This window comes from Methylorubrum sp. POS3, from assembly GCF_043352485.1.
Lineage (GTDB): Bacteria > Pseudomonadota > Alphaproteobacteria > Rhizobiales > Beijerinckiaceae > Methylobacterium > Methylobacterium suomiense.
Window position 1 is genome coordinate 242093 of record NZ_JAPRBT010000001.1, and the last position, 16527, is coordinate 258619.

The 16527-nt window shown below is 61.9% G+C and carries 13 protein-coding genes; 7 read left to right on the plus strand and 6 right to left on the minus strand.

Annotated features, from left to right (window positions below; genetic code table 11):
- From ureC to ureE, 4 genes are all read right to left on the minus strand, one after another.
- Complete coding sequence (gene ureC / locus OWC43_RS01170) at nt 1–1713, minus strand: urease subunit alpha (protein WP_137829853.1); 1713 nt, start codon at nt 1711–1713, stop codon at nt 1–3.
- Nucleotides 1714–1833: 120 nt separating this feature from the next.
- On the minus strand, nt 1834–2529 hold the full coding sequence (locus OWC43_RS01175; RefSeq protein WP_137829854.1) for an urease subunit gamma: 696 nt from the start codon (nt 2527–2529) through the stop codon (nt 1834–1836).
- A gap of 13 nt (nt 2530–2542) precedes the next feature.
- Nucleotides 2543–3238, minus strand: a complete 696-nt coding sequence (locus tag OWC43_RS01180; RefSeq protein ID WP_393955398.1) for an urease accessory protein UreF — start codon at nt 3236–3238, stop codon at nt 2543–2545.
- Between the two features lie 16 nt (nt 3239–3254).
- Nucleotides 3255–3716, minus strand: a complete 462-nt coding sequence (gene ureE / locus OWC43_RS01185; RefSeq protein WP_137829856.1) for an urease accessory protein UreE — start codon at nt 3714–3716, stop codon at nt 3255–3257.
- Nucleotides 3717–4947: 1231 nt separating this feature from the next.
- Here ureE and OWC43_RS01190 point away from each other — a divergent pair.
- Nucleotides 4948–5847 carry a glycosyltransferase gene (locus OWC43_RS01190; RefSeq protein WP_393955399.1) on the plus strand — a complete coding sequence of 300 codons (900 nt, stop codon included), beginning with the start codon at nt 4948–4950 and terminating at the stop codon, nt 5845–5847.
- Nucleotides 5848–6097: 250 nt separating this feature from the next.
- Here the strand turns inward: OWC43_RS01190 and OWC43_RS01195 are convergent, their stop codons facing one another.
- Nucleotides 6098–7459, minus strand: coding sequence for an exosortase/archaeosortase family protein (locus OWC43_RS01195; protein ID WP_393955400.1), 1362 nt, complete (start codon nt 7457–7459; stop codon nt 6098–6100).
- 199 nt (nt 7460–7658) lie between these two features.
- Between OWC43_RS01195 and OWC43_RS01200 the strand changes: the two genes are divergently transcribed.
- From OWC43_RS01200 to OWC43_RS01225, 6 genes are all read left to right on the plus strand, one after another.
- Nucleotides 7659–8687 carry a glycosyltransferase gene (locus tag OWC43_RS01200; protein ID WP_393955401.1) on the plus strand — a complete coding sequence of 343 codons (1029 nt, stop codon included), beginning with the start codon at nt 7659–7661 and terminating at the stop codon, nt 8685–8687.
- 11 nt (nt 8688–8698) lie between these two features.
- Nucleotides 8699–9301 carry a CatB-related O-acetyltransferase gene (locus OWC43_RS01205; RefSeq protein ID WP_393955402.1) on the plus strand — a complete coding sequence of 201 codons (603 nt, stop codon included), beginning with the start codon at nt 8699–8701 and terminating at the stop codon, nt 9299–9301.
- A gap of 111 nt (nt 9302–9412) precedes the next feature.
- Nucleotides 9413–10420, plus strand: a complete 1008-nt coding sequence (locus tag OWC43_RS01210; RefSeq protein WP_393955403.1) for a glycosyltransferase — start codon at nt 9413–9415, stop codon at nt 10418–10420.
- Nucleotides 10421–10636: 216 nt separating this feature from the next.
- A complete protein-coding gene (locus OWC43_RS01215; protein WP_393955404.1) occupies nt 10637–12829 on the plus strand; it encodes an exopolysaccharide transport family protein in 2193 nt (730 codons plus the stop codon).
- Nucleotides 12830–12916: 87 nt separating this feature from the next.
- Nucleotides 12917–14374, plus strand: coding sequence for an oligosaccharide flippase family protein (locus tag OWC43_RS01220; RefSeq protein ID WP_393955405.1), 1458 nt, complete (start codon nt 12917–12919; stop codon nt 14372–14374).
- Between the two features lie 50 nt (nt 14375–14424).
- Nucleotides 14425–15786, plus strand: a complete 1362-nt coding sequence (locus OWC43_RS01225) for an O-antigen ligase family protein (RefSeq protein WP_393955406.1) — start codon at nt 14425–14427, stop codon at nt 15784–15786.
- A 6-nt stretch (nt 15787–15792) separates the two neighbouring features.
- Here OWC43_RS01225 and OWC43_RS01230 read toward each other — a convergent pair whose 3' ends face one another.
- On the minus strand, nt 15793–16254 hold the full coding sequence (locus OWC43_RS01230; RefSeq protein ID WP_137829865.1) for a DapH/DapD/GlmU-related protein: 462 nt from the start codon (nt 16252–16254) through the stop codon (nt 15793–15795).
- Between the last annotated feature and the right edge of the window lie 273 nt (nt 16255–16527).

The window sequence follows — 16527 nt, forward strand, 5'->3', positions numbered from 1 at the left end:
TCATCGCAGCATGTAGCGTTGGGCCAGGGGCAGGGTGCGGGCGGGCTCGCAGGTGGCGAGTTCGCCGTTGACGAAGACTTCGAAGGTCTGCGGATCGACCCGGATTTCCGGGCACAGGTCGTTCCAGAGCATGTCCGCCTTGGTCAGCGTGCGGGTGCCGCGGGCCGGCAACAGGCTCTTACGCAGTCCCAAATTCTCACGAAGCCCGCCTTCGATCGCCAGCGGATGGACGAAGCAGGCGGAGAGCCCCTGCTTGGCCAGCCCGAAGGCACCCCATTGCGGGCGCATCAGCATCGGCTCGCAGGTCATTAGCGAGGCCGCGGAATCACCCATGGCGCCCCAGGCGATGAACCCGCCCTTGATCACGAGCTCCGGCTTGATGCCGAAGAAGGCCGGGCGCCAGACCACGATATCGGCCATCTTGCCGGGTTCCAGCGAGCCGATATGCGCGTCGATTCCGAAAGTGCGCGCCGCATTGATCGTGTACTTCGCGATGTAGCGCTTGATCCGGGCATTGTCGCCGAAGCCCGGCTTCTCCTCGGGCAGGGCCCCGCGCTGGTCCTTCATCTTTGAGGCGAGCTGCCACGTCCGGCAGATCACCTCGTGGATGCGCCCCATGCCCTGGCTGTCGGAGCCCAGCATGGAGATGGCCCCGATATCGTGCAGCACGTCCTCGGCCGCGATGGTCTGCGCGCGGATGCGGCTCTCGGCGAAGGCCACGTCTTCCGGGAGCGCCGGATTCAGGTGATGGCACACCATCGTCATGTCGAGGTGTTCGTCGAAGGTGTTGACCGTGTAGGGATTGGTCGGGTTCGTCGACGAGGGAAGACAATGGGGCAGGCCCGCCACACGGATGATGTCCGGCGCGTGGCCGCCGCCGGCGCCTTCCGTGTGGTACATGTGGATCGTGCGCCCGCCGATGGCCGCGATGGTGTCCTCGACGAAACCCGATTCGTTGAGCGTGTCGGTGTGGAGCTGGACCTGGAAATCGTGCTCGTCGGCGAAGGCGAGGCACGAATCGATCGCCGCCGGCATCGCCCCCCAATCCTCGTGGATTTTGAGGCCGAGCACGCCGGTCTCGAGCTGCTCCTTGAGCGCGGCGGGCCTGTGGGTGTTGCCCCTGCCCAGAAAACCGAAATTGACCGGCCAAGCCTCGGCTGCCTGAAGCATCTTGCCGGTGTTGAATGGCCCGCCGGAATCGATCCCCACCGTGATCGGTCCGAGCGAGCCGCCGAGCAGAGTCGTGATGCCCGACGCGATGGCATGGTCGGGCAGGCCGGCGGAATCGAAATGCACGTGCACGTCGATGGCACCGGGGGTGGCGATCAGCCCCTCGCAATCGCGCACCGTGGTGCCCGCCGACACGATCAGGCGTGGATCGACCCCGTCCATGATCGCCGGGTTGCCGGCTTTGCCGAGGGCCACGATGCGCCCGTCCTTGATGCCGAGATCGCCCTTCACGATGCCCAGCACCGGGTCGATCACCAGGACGTTGCAGAGCAGGAAATCGAGGGCGCCCTGCGCCGCGGTGACGCCGGGCGCCAGCCCGATGCCATCCCGGAGAGTCTTGCCGCCGCCGTGCAGGCACTCGTCGCCGTAGACCGCGTGGTCGTGCTCGACCACGGCGACGAGGGAGGTATCGGCCAGCCGCACGCCGTCGCCGGTGGTGGGGCCGTAGAGGGCGGCGTAGTCGCGCCGGGGGATCGTGACCATTCTTCCGTGACTTTCCCTCAAGACCTGTCCGACGGGCTCATCCCAACACATCCCCTCATCCTGAGAGGCCGTTTGACGGGCTCGTCGCAGCATCGCCGCGGTTCGATCTCGAACGGGCGCTCATGCGCCCTTGAAGCCGCGTGCCCTGGCACGCGCCAGCGCATCGGCGCGGGCGGCATCCGAGTCGAGCTTGCCCTGCGTCAGATTGTTCAAACCGGTCAGTTCCTTGTTCCCGCCGAAGCCGGTGAGCGTGACCGTCTTGCGCTGGCCCGGCTCGAACCGCACCGCCGTGCCGGCGGGGATGTCGAGGCGGAAGCCCAGAGCCTTGGCGCGCTCGAAGTCGAGGGCGCGGTTGACCTCGAAGAAGTGGTAATGCGAGCCGATCTGCACCGGCCGGTCGCCGGTATTCGTCACGTCGATCGTCACCCGCGGGCGGCCCGCCGCCAGCTCGATCTCGCCCTCTGCCGGCAGGACCGCACCGGGTTCCAGCGTGTCGGGCTCGGCCCCTTCCGCCGGGCGGATCGGCTCGTGGACCGTGACGAGCTTCGTGCCGTCGGGGAACACGCATTCGACCTGCAGGATCGGCATCATGGCGGCGATGCCCTCCATGACGTCGCCGGTGGTCAGGATGGTCGAGCCCCAACCGATCAGATCGGCCACCGAACGCCCGTCGCGGGCGCCCTCCAGGATCTCGTCGGTGATGATGGCGACCGCCTCCGGATAATTGAGCTTCAGCCCCCGCGCCCGGCGCTTGCGGGCGAGTTCGGCCGCGGTGAAGATCGTGAGCCGTTCGAGTTCGGTCGGCGTGAGCAGCATCGCGGCCCCTTCCTCAATTCGCGAACAGGCGCAGTTCGGCCTGGGCTTGGCGCATGGCGGCGATCTCGATCAGCGGCGTGAAACCGGTCAGGACGATGTCCTCGTCCTGAGGATCGTCGACAGGATGCTCGAGGATGCGGGCGATCCGGGGCAGCGCGCCCGAGAGCACGCGCTGCGCCTCGATCGCGCCGACGAGACCGAGCCGGACGGCGGCCGAGGTCAGGCCGCTGGCGAAGGCGTAGCCCGCGACCGACGCCGCCCGTTCCTCGGACAGTCCCAGAGCACGCCACAGCGCCCCCTGCACGGTCGCGAGATGCCCGAACAGCGTTCCCGTCCGCACGGCGGCGCGCAAGGCGGCGGCGCCCGGCGTGCCGAGGCGGGCATGCGCCGCGAGCAGCGAAGCGCCGTTGCGGCGACTGCCGGTGCGCATCGGCTCGGACAGCGAGGCCGCCTCTACCGCTGCATCGATCGCCGAGAGGCGCTCCAGCGCAACGGCATCGTCCGCACCCGTCCGGTGGGCGAGGACCAGGGCGACCCGGTCGGTACCCGCCCAGCGGAAATCGAGCGCCGCCGACACATTGCGCGCCAGTTCCACCTCGCCGAAGCCCGGCTCCTGCGCGGCCAAGCCTTCGATGCCGTTGGAGAAGGCGAAGCTGCCGCTCGGAAAGGCGGTGTCGCCCTGCTGCAGCGCGATGAGATCTGCGAGCACTGGTTCGATCACCGTCTCAGCCTCTGCCCGAATCGAGGATCGCGTGACGGACGCGGCCGTCCTCGACAAGGGCACCGAGCCGGACGAGGTAGCTCTCTACCGGCCCTTCCAGGGCGACGAGGAGCGCGCCGTCGACGAAGCGGACGCGCCAGTGGAGATTACCCGCGTGATACCCGAGTTCGAGGGCATCCGCCGGGCTCGATGGCTCGAGGCGCAGCCAGCGCTCGGCGCCGACGCGGACAACGATGGCGCGATCGGCCTCCAGCAGCAGCACCGCCCCATCGAAGAGGGCCTGATCCCGCGGCAGGGCCAGCGCGATCTCCTCGCCGCCCGTCGTCACGGCACGCAGGCGCCGCCGGGCCATGTCGGTGCCGTCCACCCGAAGGATATCGACGGCACCATGATGTTCGAGATGGTGCAGACGGTCGGCCAATCCCGTGTCGAGCCGGCTTCCCAAAATCTGTTGGATCATCCGCATGCTTGGGCGGCTCCGGTACGGTGGCGGATCGAGCGGAGCGGGACGAAACGCCCGCAGCTCAAGGCGTCGCGGAGCGACAGTTCCGCTAGGAACCAACGCCGAAACTTGCGAACAGCAGGAACATAGTTTTCTTCAAGAGAAACTTGCAAGGCAGTGCGGCCGGTTTTTCTTTCCTGTGCGACCGGAAAATCGCTGCGGTAGATCGAGGACGATGTCCGATCATCCACACCATGCCCCGAAGCAATGGGTGTCGATATCCGTGGGTGCACCGCCCGAGTGCGAAGCTAGCGGTCTCGCCCAGGGATCACTGCGGCGACAGTATCGGGGCGGTGGGACCGCAGAGCGGCGCACAGGATCGCGGTGAAACGCTTCATCGGCCGACAGATCTTCCTCAGCGGTCCCTTGCCGCGACGGGAAGGCAGCAAGTCCCGGACCAACCGTGACGGGCTCCCTCGGCACCGACGACACGACCATCTCGGCGCCAAAGGTGGAAGCCCGAGGAACGGTTGCAGATTACGCCAAGCGGCCCCCCTTCTCGTCGAAGAGCTGCATCTCCGACGACATTCGGATGCTTCGAGGATACCTCAACCTGCAAGAGAGCTGAGTTCAGGACGGCTGCACCTGCCGGAGGCCGTTGTCCCCAGGTGCGATCCCACTGGCCGGCCGCCGATCCAAGCTAAGCAGACCGCACCCGAGACGAACTGGGTGCGCGTATCGTATTGCGAGAAAGGCGGAGCCCAATCGGAGGCAAAAGATGCTCCTCACGCTGGCGCAAAGCACGACATACCCAAACACCGACGCGGCCCAACGTCGCCGAGATCATAGCTCATCGACGACAAAACGAAGCGCAATCATCGCAACGCGTCACCGACCATAAAAAAGAGCTTTATTTCTAAAAACTCATCCGGTTCTGCCCAGAGCCCGACTCGGGCAACCCCATACATGTGCGATGCTTACACCCGACGTGCCGATGTCACGGTGACGCGGCAAATGGCTTCACCTCAACCAATGTCCAAGGAGCGTTTCCACCACATAAAGAACTAAAGCCAAGCTCGATACCCTCGACACCGTCGTGTCTTCCTCGTAGCAATCCCCTCAATGAGAAACGTCAATGTACCATATACGCAGAGCTCAAGCCGTCGGCGCAACGCTGCGCGTCCGTCAACGACAGGCTTGCTGCGCGACGGCGCGGAAGACCGATCTCTGCAACATCACCGAACGGTGATTGGCCGTGTCTGATAACCAAGAAATTGCATCACATTTGAAAATCTCGGTCGTTATTCCACATTTCGATGATTTGAAAAATCTCGACCGATGCCTGCAAATGCTGGAGGCTCAGACGCTCTGTCGAGAGAGCTTCGAAGTGCTGGTTGTCGACAACAACTCTCGATGCACCCTCGATCGCGTGCAGGAAGTCGTCGACGATAGAGCAGTCGTGCTTCTGGCTCTCGAGCAAGGTGCAGGGCCTGCGCGCAACGTCGGTGCTGCTGCGGCACGTGCGCCGTTACTTGCCTTCATCGACTCGGATTGCCGTCCAGCACCTGATTGGCTCTCGCAAGCCTTGGAAGCCTTGCAGACGCACGCAATTGTCGGCGGTCGTGTTGTCACCGAATCTGAGATACCCGGTTACCCCTCGCCCGTAGAAGCGTTCGAGGCCGTTTTCGCCTTCCGATTCGACAAATACATTCGCAAGAAGGGTTTTACAGGCTCGGGAAATATGGCGGTGAGGAAAAACGTCTTCGAAGATGTCGGCGGTTTTCGCAAGGCGGTCTCGGAGGATGTGGACTGGTCGCACCGCGCACTCGCGAAAAACTATAAAATCATCTACGATCCCAGTGTCATCGTCGGCCATCCCGCCCGCCGTAATTGGCAGGAATTGCGGAAAAAATTCGAAAGACTGTCTCGAGAGGGTTTCCTTCTCATAAAAGACAAACCACGTGGACGTTTGAAGTGGTTCCTACGGTCATTCGCCGTACTCCTATCGCCCTTCATTCACGTCTTGCGGGTGTTGGCGGCCCCAGAATTGCCCAGGCTCACTGACCGCCTTGCCGCGGCACGCATCCTCTTCGCGATCCGGACGTACCGCTTTTTCGAAATGAACCGACTGCTCTTCACGCGCAGAACTTCATGACACGGCTGCAGCGAGAGAACGCTGACCCGGCAATCTCTCGCTCTACCTCAATTGCGCAATCGGCATATGCCGTGCAGGCGAAGCCCCCTCGATCGCATCTTGGTCGAGGGAACAACATTCCATCGCCGCCATTACGGCAGATCCGGACTATCGTCCCCTGAACCGCAAAGCCAGTCTTCCAGCCCAGGCATTCGGCTAGTTATAGGACGATCACAACACGTTATACGTTACAGCAAGATTGGGCGGGTTCTTACAAAGCAAGAGGTGCCCCAAGAGCACTCATTTCGTTTGAACAAGCGGGGCTCGAGAGCACGGCGAGAACAGGATGCCAGGCAAACCCGGCCCCGCCAATTTGCCGGGCGATGCGGGCTGTTTGATACTGCCACGTCGAACGGAAAAGCGGCAGCTCCGCATAGCTTGCACCTCGGTAGATGAAGCGCAGGCTGTCGTCCTCGCCCTTCATTTGCCGGATCAAGGCGTCGTTCCACCCTTGCGTGCGCGCTTCAACCAGCACAATGCGGCATGTATCACGCTCCGCCACCAGCATGAGTTCAGGCGTGCCCTGAATCTCGGTCACCCGTAGCCCGTTTTTGATCAGGCGCTCTCCTATGGCGCGCCGGAGCGCGACAGGATCGCGAATATCGGGCGCTGCCTCCAGGGCGAGCTTCGTCCCGACACTCAGAATTGTGATGACGAGCAAGACCGAAGCGGCCACGGACGGCAGCGCGCGAAGACCATGCCCAATGGGCGTCGGCGTGCCGTCATTCGGCAGCTCGACGTTTCGCAGGCCCGCCCAAGAAACCATTGTGATCGCAATGAGGGACAGCCACCCGGTGACCGTGTTGCCAACGGTACCGTGTATCAGGTCGAAATGCTGTGGGTATGCTCCAATAGCAGTCAGTCGCAGGATATTGATCGCGATGACGCTGCAGCAAGCCATCAATCCCCAAAATAGGTCATGACGCCAGCTACCTCTTCCGAATAGATTGACTGCAATCATCCATCCGAGTATGGCCAGGGATACGTTGCCTAGGGATGAGCATGCCGGGTATATTTGAAAATAACCCTGGCCTCCTGGAAATTGAATGAGGTTTCCTGTTGCAGTTGTACCAAGCAATATGGCTGTGAGTTCCGCATCCGCGGCCAAGATTTGCTTAGCAGCAAACGAAAACAGAAGCCGCGTCCAGCACATAGGCATCGTCACGGCGAGCAGGATCGCGGCAGCGCGCGCGAGGCGACGCTCCGAAGTCAGAAGAGTCCATCCGGCGACGACTGTCAGAGCAAACCAACCCAAGGTACCCGAGGGCGCCAAGATCAGTATGGTCGCCAGCGCGAGCACCACGATGTCTCGCGACTGCAGGGGATCGTCCCGGTCTTCAGCAGCGGGCGAAAGCCCGAGCGCGATTCCGCAGACGACGGCAATCCATACGATCGCGCTGATGTTGAAAAGCGACGACAGAGCATCGACGAAGCCTGTCCGCTCAACGGCCAAGATGATGGCGCCGGCAAGCCCGTTGATCGCGCACAGGGCCATCGCAGCGCCGAGGATCACCGTGCGCCGAATGGGTAAAGCAGTTGGGATGGGAACGCCGATGGGCATGGAAGTGGTCATAAGCGGGGCGTCCGGAATCTCCCATTTGCCTCTTTCTGCCAGAAACCGCACGATGTGGCGAATGGGCGGAGCCAACGGACGACGTCAATGGGCAGGGCGCTGCTCGATGAACACATTGAAGGGTCACCCGCAGTACGCATCATCGTTCGAGCGCGTCGCGGCAGGCAGCACTCAATCCAACATCAGCAACCGGTAAGACGTGCCCCTCGATCACACCAATTTTGATAACAAGGCGCGAAAGCAGATATATTTTGCTTGGGTCGAGTATCAACGTCGCCCAACTTCTATGAGCGCGTACTTCGGTTACGACGTCTGCTTTGTCCCGACCCTTCTCGCGCGCCCGATCTTCCTGAAGGTTCTCCTCAGCTATCCCTGGCAGGCCATTCGGACGGCCTGGACCCTGGTGCGACAGCGGCCGGACGCGGTCTGGATTCAGATGCCTCCGAATTTCGTCGCTCATCTTTGCCTGCTTCTATGCCTTGTCTATGGCAGGAACCGCCCTCGTTTGGTTGCGGATCTCCATAACTCGGCTCTCACCCGGCACTGGCTATCGGTCCCGTTCACACGGCGCGTACTCCGAAAATTCGATCTCGTTCTGGTGCACAACGAGGACATGCGGGCGCTCGCCGTCGATCTCGGTCTCGGCGCAGGAAACCTTCACGTACTCGAAGACCGCTCGCCGAGTTTCGGCGCGATCGCGGCGACTCCTCCGGACGGCAGGCCCTGCTTTGTCGTGCCATGCTCGTTCTACAAGGACGAACCCGTACGCAACGTCCTCGAAGCAGCTCGGCTGATCCCGGACTACGACTTCATGATCACGGGACCGCGCGCCCGCGCTGCCGGGCAGGGTTTGCTGGACAACGTGCCGGGAAACGTCACCTTCACCGGCTTCCTGCCGGTCGACGAATACGACGCATTGGTCGAACGGGCGACGGGCATCCTATGCCTGACGACCCATGACGGCGTCCAGCTCAGCGCAGCGGGCGAAGCAGTCGGGGCGGGCAAGCCCATGATCGTGAGCGATAAGCCGCTCCTGCTCAGCCTGTTCACCGCCGGGCGTTTCGTCGATAATTCGGTTGAGGCTCTCAGGGATGCCTGCAGGGACGTTGCAGGTGATTACGCGCGCTATGCCGCTCAGACGATCAGCCTTCGGGACGGCGCCGAACGCAACGACCGTTGGCTCGCGCAGGCGACTCCGATACGCACCCTTCTCACAAGCGAACTGTGACGAAAGCTGGCATGAAAATTCTCGACACGATCCGTGAGAGAGCGCTGCTGTTTCGGGAACGACGCAATGAATACGAAAGCCTAGCGCTGCGGCAGCACTTCGCATCTCGCTACGACATCCAGGTCGGCCTCTACTCCTATGGATGCTTCGATCGGTGGCGTATCCCGCCCGGCACCGTCATTGGCCGCTATTGCTCAATCGCGCGATCCTCCCGCGTCCTCGATGCGAACCACCCCATGGATGCACTCTCGACGCATCCATATTTTTACGATCCGAGCTTCGGTGTCGTTGCAACCGATCGGGTGGTGAAGACACGGCTTGCGATCGAGGATGGCGTCTGGCTCAGTCACAACGTCATCGTGACGCCGGGATGTAGCCGGATCGGCAGGGGAGCGATCGTCGGTGCGGGAGCTGTCGTCACAAAAGACGTCCCGCCTTACGCAATCCTCGCCGGCGCCCCCGCCAAGATCATCCGCAAGCGATTCGACGAAGGGACGATTGCCCGGATCGACGCGACTCGCTGGTGGGAGTTGGACAAAACGGGTTTGAAGCGCCTCGTGGCGGAGCGTCCCGGTTTCGTCTTCGCGCCATCCGACACGCACGTCGCACCGTGATCCTCAAGAAATTGCAGCGCGCGGGGAGCTTCGGCAGCGAAGCCCTGGCATCCGGCATGCTTATGCCATAACATCCTGGCGACATTTCACGAAAAAGGAAGCAGGCAAAACGTGAGCTACTGCGCTATCGTTATAATCGGCTTCCGCTGTTCCAGCGATATTGCAGAATGCCTTACAGCTCTGAAAAGCCTCGAAGGTCCAGATCACGCCGTTCATATCTGTGAGAATGGCGGCGATGACTCGTATGATGAGCTTTGCCATGCTCTATCGGAACTCGGTGGGGAAACACCTTCCGCGCGCCAATCAGCTTCGCCGGGTTTCCTGACCCGGGAATTTCGTCTCGCGGGCAAAAAAACACGCGTATTCGCCCACCGTGCACCCGGAAATCTTGGCTACGCTGGTGGCATCAATGCTGTTCTTGGATACCTGAAATCTGATCCGGATTGGGATGCAATCTGGATCCTCAATCCGGATACTGCACCGGAGCCGGACGCACTCGCTGCGCTCAAGCGTCGAGCCATCGAAGGCGGGTATGGCATTGTCGGCAGCCGCATCGTTCTCAGCCACAATCAGCGCATTCAGATGTATGCCGGGCGCTGGCGACGGTGGATGGCGCGCGGCTGGAATATCGGACTGGGCGAACCCGCGGACGCCACTCCCGATACTGCGAAGATCGAGGCCGAGATGCAGTACGTATCCGGCGCATCTATGTATGTAACACGCAAATTCATAGAGGTTATTGGCCCGATGGAAGAAGGATACTTCCTCTACGCCGAAGAAGTCGACTGGTGTCTCAGGCGCGGCCATTTCAAAATTGGCTATGCACACGACTCCATCGTACTTCACGATCACGGCGCGACCATCGGCTCGAACAGCAACAGAAAGATGCGTTCAAGCTTCTCGGTGTTTCTGGATGAGCGAAGCAAGCTCCTCCTCACGCGCCGGTTCTATCCAGTGATATTCCCGATCGTCGCGATCGTAACGCTCCTTTTGACGACACAATATGCTGTTCAAGGGGCTTATAAGAATTTCGGTGTCGCTCTGGCAGGCTGGTTCAGCGGACTGAAGGGAGAGAAGGGTTTTCCAAAGCGCTTCGCGCCGCCGTCCCGACCGGCATGATCCATTAGCCGTGCCGGAAGCCAACTGAAGGGATACCTCGCTGCAACGCAAAATAAGATGTACAAAGCGATCCGTATGCCTCCAAATCGGCGTCTTTTTCGCTTAAGCGGCCTCAGTCTTACCGCTTCTGTCAAGGCTTTTGGCACGAGTGGCTTACGGTGATCCATGATTGAGACGAATGTCAGTTACGCGGTCCCGTTCCCCGAGCGGCCAAGCTTGGTCAACGAAGTCCGTGTCGTCCTATCGATCATTCAGCGGCACCTGCGGCTTATACTGGCGCTGATCTCGCTGGGCCTGTTCGCCGGTTATGCCGGCAGCTATCTGATGACGCCGATTTATCAGGCCGTCGCACAGATCTCGCTCGATCCGCGCCGCGTCGCGATCGCTCAGCCCGTCAATGCGCAAACACAGCGCCGCGACGAGCCTTTGATCGATTCCGGCCGGGCCGACACCGAAGCTGAAACATTGAAGTCCGAGAGCGTGTTGCGCGCTGTCGTGATCCAGCTCGATCTTCAGAACAATCCGGAATTTACAAATCCGCCGAAGGGCCTCGTGGCGAGGGTCAAATCCCTTTTTTCGTCATCGGAACCCGAGCAGGATGAAGAGAGCCGCATTCCCGATACGATGACGGCTGTCTCGAAGGGGCTCAAAGTCGAGCGGGTCGATAAGAGCTATTCCTTTACGATCACGTATGAATCGCGCGATCCCGAATTGGCGGCGCGTGTCGCGAACGCATTCGCCGACGTCTATATCAAGAAACAGCTCGACGCTGAGTACGAGGTGACGCGTCAAGCCGTGTCTTGGCTGAAGATGCGCACGGATCAACTCTCTCAGCAGATGCTGACGGCGGAACGGGCGGCGAGCGAATATCAAGGCCAAGCGAAAATCGCGCGCTCGGATGGCAAACTCGTCGATGAGCAGCAACTCCAGAATCTGAGCCTGCAGCTCGCCGATGCGACCTCCCAGCGAGCCCAGGCCAAAGCCCGCTACGACCAAGTCACGCGCTTCTCCTTCGAGTCCGGGGGCGAGTTGTCGGTGACGGACGCATTTCAGAACTCCGTCATCTCGAAACTTCGGACGCAATATCTCGACGTCCTCAACAAGGCTGGAGCGCTGGCATCGCGTTACGGCGAGACCCACGCGGCCGTTATCAAGCTCCGCGCGGATGCCAAGGCCATGGAGGATTCGATCCGCCGTGAGCTCCTGCGGTACAAAGAGACCTACAAGAACGAGTACGAGGTCGCCGCCTCGCGGGAAGAGTCGATCCGCACCAATCTCGACGAGCAATTCCGTCGCGCGACGGCGACGGGCGAAGCGCAGGTCAAGCTCAATGCGATGGAGGCTCAGGCGAAGGCGTTGCGCGCCTCCTACGATGCCTTCATGCAGCGCTACAATGACGCGCTCCAGCGGCAGAGCTTCCCCGTGAGCGAGGCACGGGTCATCGGCGCAGCTGTTCCGCCGACCGCCCCGGCCAAGCCGAAGAGGATCCTGTTCGCTGCGGCCGGGACCCTGCTCGGATTGATCGGTGGACTTGGCGGCGCGTTCGTCATCGAGTTGATGTACCGCAGAATCCATACGCGCGCGGAAGCGGAGGCCGCGTCCGGTGTCGAGTGCCTCGGTTACCTTCCCGAGATCCCCAAAAACGGTCGGCTTTCAAAATCGGGCGAGCGCCGTATGCCCCTCGATTATGTCGTTCGTAATCCCTTCACCATCGCCGCCGAAACGCTCCGAACCGTGCGGACGACGATCGATAGTCGCAACAGCCCAGGCGGTTGCCCGATCGTCGGCGTCATCTCGTGCGTTCCCGACGAGGGTAAGACGACAATCTCGTCCAATCTCGCTTTCCTGCTCGCTCAGAATGACCGGCGGGTCCTCCTGATCGATGGCGACATGCGGAACCCGAGCCTTTCCAACGCCATCGCACCAACCCGCAATGCCGATACGCCTGATCGCGACGCAACGCCGAGCTCTGCGCTCACCCTCGTGCGCCGGCCCGACTTGCCGTTCGATTTCATTCCCGCGCTCACCAGCAGCCGCCCCGAATTTGCGAACTTCCAGGAGGCAAACGGTGGTACGCGGGACAGCGCGCTCGTGACGGGCCTCGAGTCCGAGTATTTTCGTCGTCTGATCGAGGTCGCCCGTTCGCAATACGACTACGTCGTCGTCGACCTGCCACCGGTCGTGCCGCTCTCGGATGTCCGCGCGGTTTCGAGCTCGATCACCAACTTTCTCCTCGTTCTCGCCTATGGCAAGAGTGAGCCCAACATCGTCGGCGATGCCCTTGAATCGATCCCTGGCATCTACGAAAAGCTTGTTGGATCGGTCATCAATATGGCCGAGATGAAAGCTCTCCCGCGTTACGGCGAGCGCGTTACAACCTATTACAGCTCGAAGTACTTCTCGCATTAAGGACGGGGGGTTCCGACCAGCCACATTGCCCCTCCGCGCAGACGATCATCTGCGCGTCACGACAATCGACCTGAAAGGCGGCGGTTGATGCGCTTGGCGGCACTATCCAAGATGGGGGCGCTCGCCTTTCTCGGGGCTACGGAGATCGGCGTTCCGTTTGTGCGGATGATCATCCTCACACGGGTGCTCGGTCCCTACGAGTTCGGTTTTGCCGCCGCACTGTCGGCAACCTACGGTGCGGTCGAGCAGATCACCGACACGAGCCTGTACCGCTTCGTGCTCGCAACATCGCGGGATCGCTACCACGAAGCGCTCGCCACCGCGCATGGCATTGCGCTGATGCGAGGGTTGCTCGTCGCGGCTCTCTTCCTCGCGTTAAGCTACCCGGTCGGTTGTGGCATGGTCAGCTGCGGTGACTGGTCAGCCTTCGCTTGGCTCGCCCCACTCCCTCTGATCAAGAGTTTGGAAAATCTGGAACTGAGGGTCTACGAGCGCGACTACCGTTATAAACCGCAGCTCATTGCGTCTCTCGTATCCCATGGCTGCGGCATCGCGGTGATGCTGGCCGTCGGCTTGTGGACCGGAACGCATTACGCCCTCATCGCCTACCTGATCGTGCAGGCGATCGTGAATGTTGGGCTCACCCACATTCTCGCAACCGTGCCGTTCCGCGTGATGCTGCGGGGACCGTTGGTGGGGCAGGCGCTGCGTTATTCGCTCCCGCTGATGGCCAACGGGCTCGGCAACGCCATCATGACCCAGGGCGACCGTCTCTTGGTCGGTGCCTTCCTCGGCCTTCAGACGCTCGGCCTCTACGCGGTCGTGATCCTCACCTCGTATGTTCCGACTTCCGGCCTGTTCCGCCTGCTCGGTCCCGTTCAAATGGCGGGCCTCATCAACGCCGTGGATCGACCGGACGTCTACGAGGCGCGCCTCCGGCTCTACGCACGGGCCGTACCGATGGTCGCGGCAGCCTACGCCCTTGGCTGGGAGGTCTTGGCCAAGAGCTTCATGCCCGCAATCTTCGGCGCGCGCTTCGTCGCGTCGGACCTCACGATCCTGCTGGTCGGCCTCATCGTCTATCTCCGCGTCTGCCGAACGGAACCGATGACGGCCGTCTTGTTGCAAACGGGGGGCACGGCCAAACTGGCCGTGGCCAACCAGATGCCGATGCTCGGCCTCGCGCTCGGCGCCCTGCTGGTATGGATTCATCCGCAGCTCGAATCGCTTCTCGCCGGCATGGTCGTTGGCGAAATCGTCGCGCTGATCGCGGCCCTCACGATCGTGCGGGGACGGCTCGGTACGGCTTGGCGGGATGCCGTCACTGCGAGCACAACGTTCTTCGTTTTGCCTCTCGCGGTCGGCGTGTTGTTCGAGACGGTCCCGATGCTCGATCCGTTTCTACCGCGGCTCGCGGTCGGCATGGGCTGCGCAGTGGTTCTTCTCGCAACGGGCTTGGCGGTGCTGTCCAAGCCGGCGCGCCAAGCCTACCGACCAACGGTTCGGTCCGACATGCAACCTCCTCGGAAACAGGCAGCAGAATGAGTACGGTGACCCGGAGGCTTCCTCCCGCCGTCACCTATGTCAGCCCGAGATTGCGGCGCCTCGCGGCGAGAGGGACATCGGCCGGCTATCGTGCCAATTCCCGGCTCGCCTATTGGATTGCCTGGCTCTTCCCCGGCTCCCTCGTGGCACCGTCGTCACTGACGATCGTCGTAGGTGCCCTGACGGTGCCCCGCATCGCCCTCTTCCTGGCCAGTGTCTGGACCTTCCGAGAGCTGTGGCGAAAGCTCACCATGGGCGGCTACGTTCCGATCGCCTCGGACCTGCTGGTCCCGATCACGGCAATTTGGATGCTCGTCACGCTCGGCATCCACGAAGGCGCGAAGGGTCTTGTCGGCTACGGCGCCGTGGCGGCGATCGAGTTCGCACTCGCCTATTTCTTGGCACGGGTCTTTTTCGGAACGCCTGCCGGCTTTCAGCAAATGGTGCGGGTGCTTCGCTTCGTCGCCGCGATCCTCGTCGTGACGGCCTTCCTCGACACCATCTCGGGTCAGCACCTGATCTGGACGATCGGAAGAATCCTCTCGCGCGCGCCCCTGGACGACATCATCGTGAAACGGTTCGGCCTCGTGAGAGCTCAAGGCTCGCTCGAGCACCCGATTCTGTTCGGGGTGTTTTTCGTGATGTGCACCCTCATCATCGGCCATTCAGCGTTGCGGGCGATCGAGAAAATCGGCTGGATCGCCGTCTGCGTGGTCGGCATTCTCTTGCCGCTGTCTTCGGCGCCGGTGCTCTCGCTCCTGATGTCGATCGCGACGATCCTGTTCCTTCGCGCGTTCGACCGCTTCCCGTGGCGTATGCTCGTCCTCGCCGCCGCCGCGATCTTTGCACTCGTGACCTTCTTCGCGCTCGTCGATGACCCGCTCACAACCTTGATCCAGAATCTGACCTACGACCCTCAAACGGGTCTGTTCCGGGTGCTGATCTGGCAGTGGGTGGGTCTCAACGTGGAAAGAGCCCCCTGGATTGGAATAGGCTTTGCGGATTGGCTCCGATCAGAGGAGATGCCGAGCAGCATCGATTCCCTGTATCTGATTCAGACGATCCGCCATGGCGTGCCCGCCCTCATCCTCATGGCGCTCTCGTTTCTCTCCACCGGCGTGACGATGCCGTTGCGCCCTCAGAGGCGCTACGAAAGCGAGCGCATCACCGTGCTGCGCCAGGGTCTCGCGATTGTCATCTTCATCATCGTCTTCAACGCCTTCACGGTCCATTTTTGGGGCTCGACCTGGGCGCTGCTCGCAATCGTCCTCGGTGCGCGCGCAGGCCTCACGGAAAGCATCTATCTGCATCCGTTGACCCGGGACGACGAGCCGCCCAGTTCCGCTTTGGTCGGAAGCGTCGAAGGATCGCCGCGGGTGAAGCGGGTATCGAAGCGCACGATGACGGGGTGAGGACGCCTATCGGGCAAATCGTGCCAGCCGATTGGGCTGGCCAGCATCGGTGAACCGGCCGAACGGACCCACCTCGATATCGCTGCGGATGACCGTTGCGGGATTGCCGGCAACGATGGAGCGCGGAGGCACGTCCTTTGTCACGATGCTGCCCGAGGCGACGATGCATTCGTCGCCGATTCGGATGCCCGGCAGAATGACACTTCTGGCCCCGATGAAGCAGCGGCGCCCGATCCACGTGTCGAGGTAGAGCCCACGCGTCATGTCGTGAGCGAGGATCGCGGCGTCGAACGCGACGTAGGATTCGGCGCCGATATGCACGCCTTTGGGGTAAGTCTTGTCGAAGCGCACGCTCAGCGAAAAGGTCGCGGTTGGATCGATATCCATCCCCCAGACCTTCGTGAAGTAGAGCCACTTCAGCCTGACGAGGGCTTTGCGGAGTCCAAGGAACTTGTTGAGACTGCGCATCGACCCCGTTTGGCCTTCTGTTTCAACGAAGAGGGACCATTACATCCTTTCGCGGACTCGGTCATCCTCTCCATCCGCTCCGGCGTGTCGTTTGCCGTTTCGCTGTCCGAGGTTCTGGCTTCTTCAGACGATGAAGAAGTCCTGAGCGTGGAGGTTGGCCGGGGTGGCGAAGGTCGCCACCGTCACGGCCGCGCCGCCGCCCGTCCCGTCCGCGTCCCACAGAAGCTGCTTGTGCGCCACGTCGTGCACGAACTGGCCGTGGCCGCTCACCGT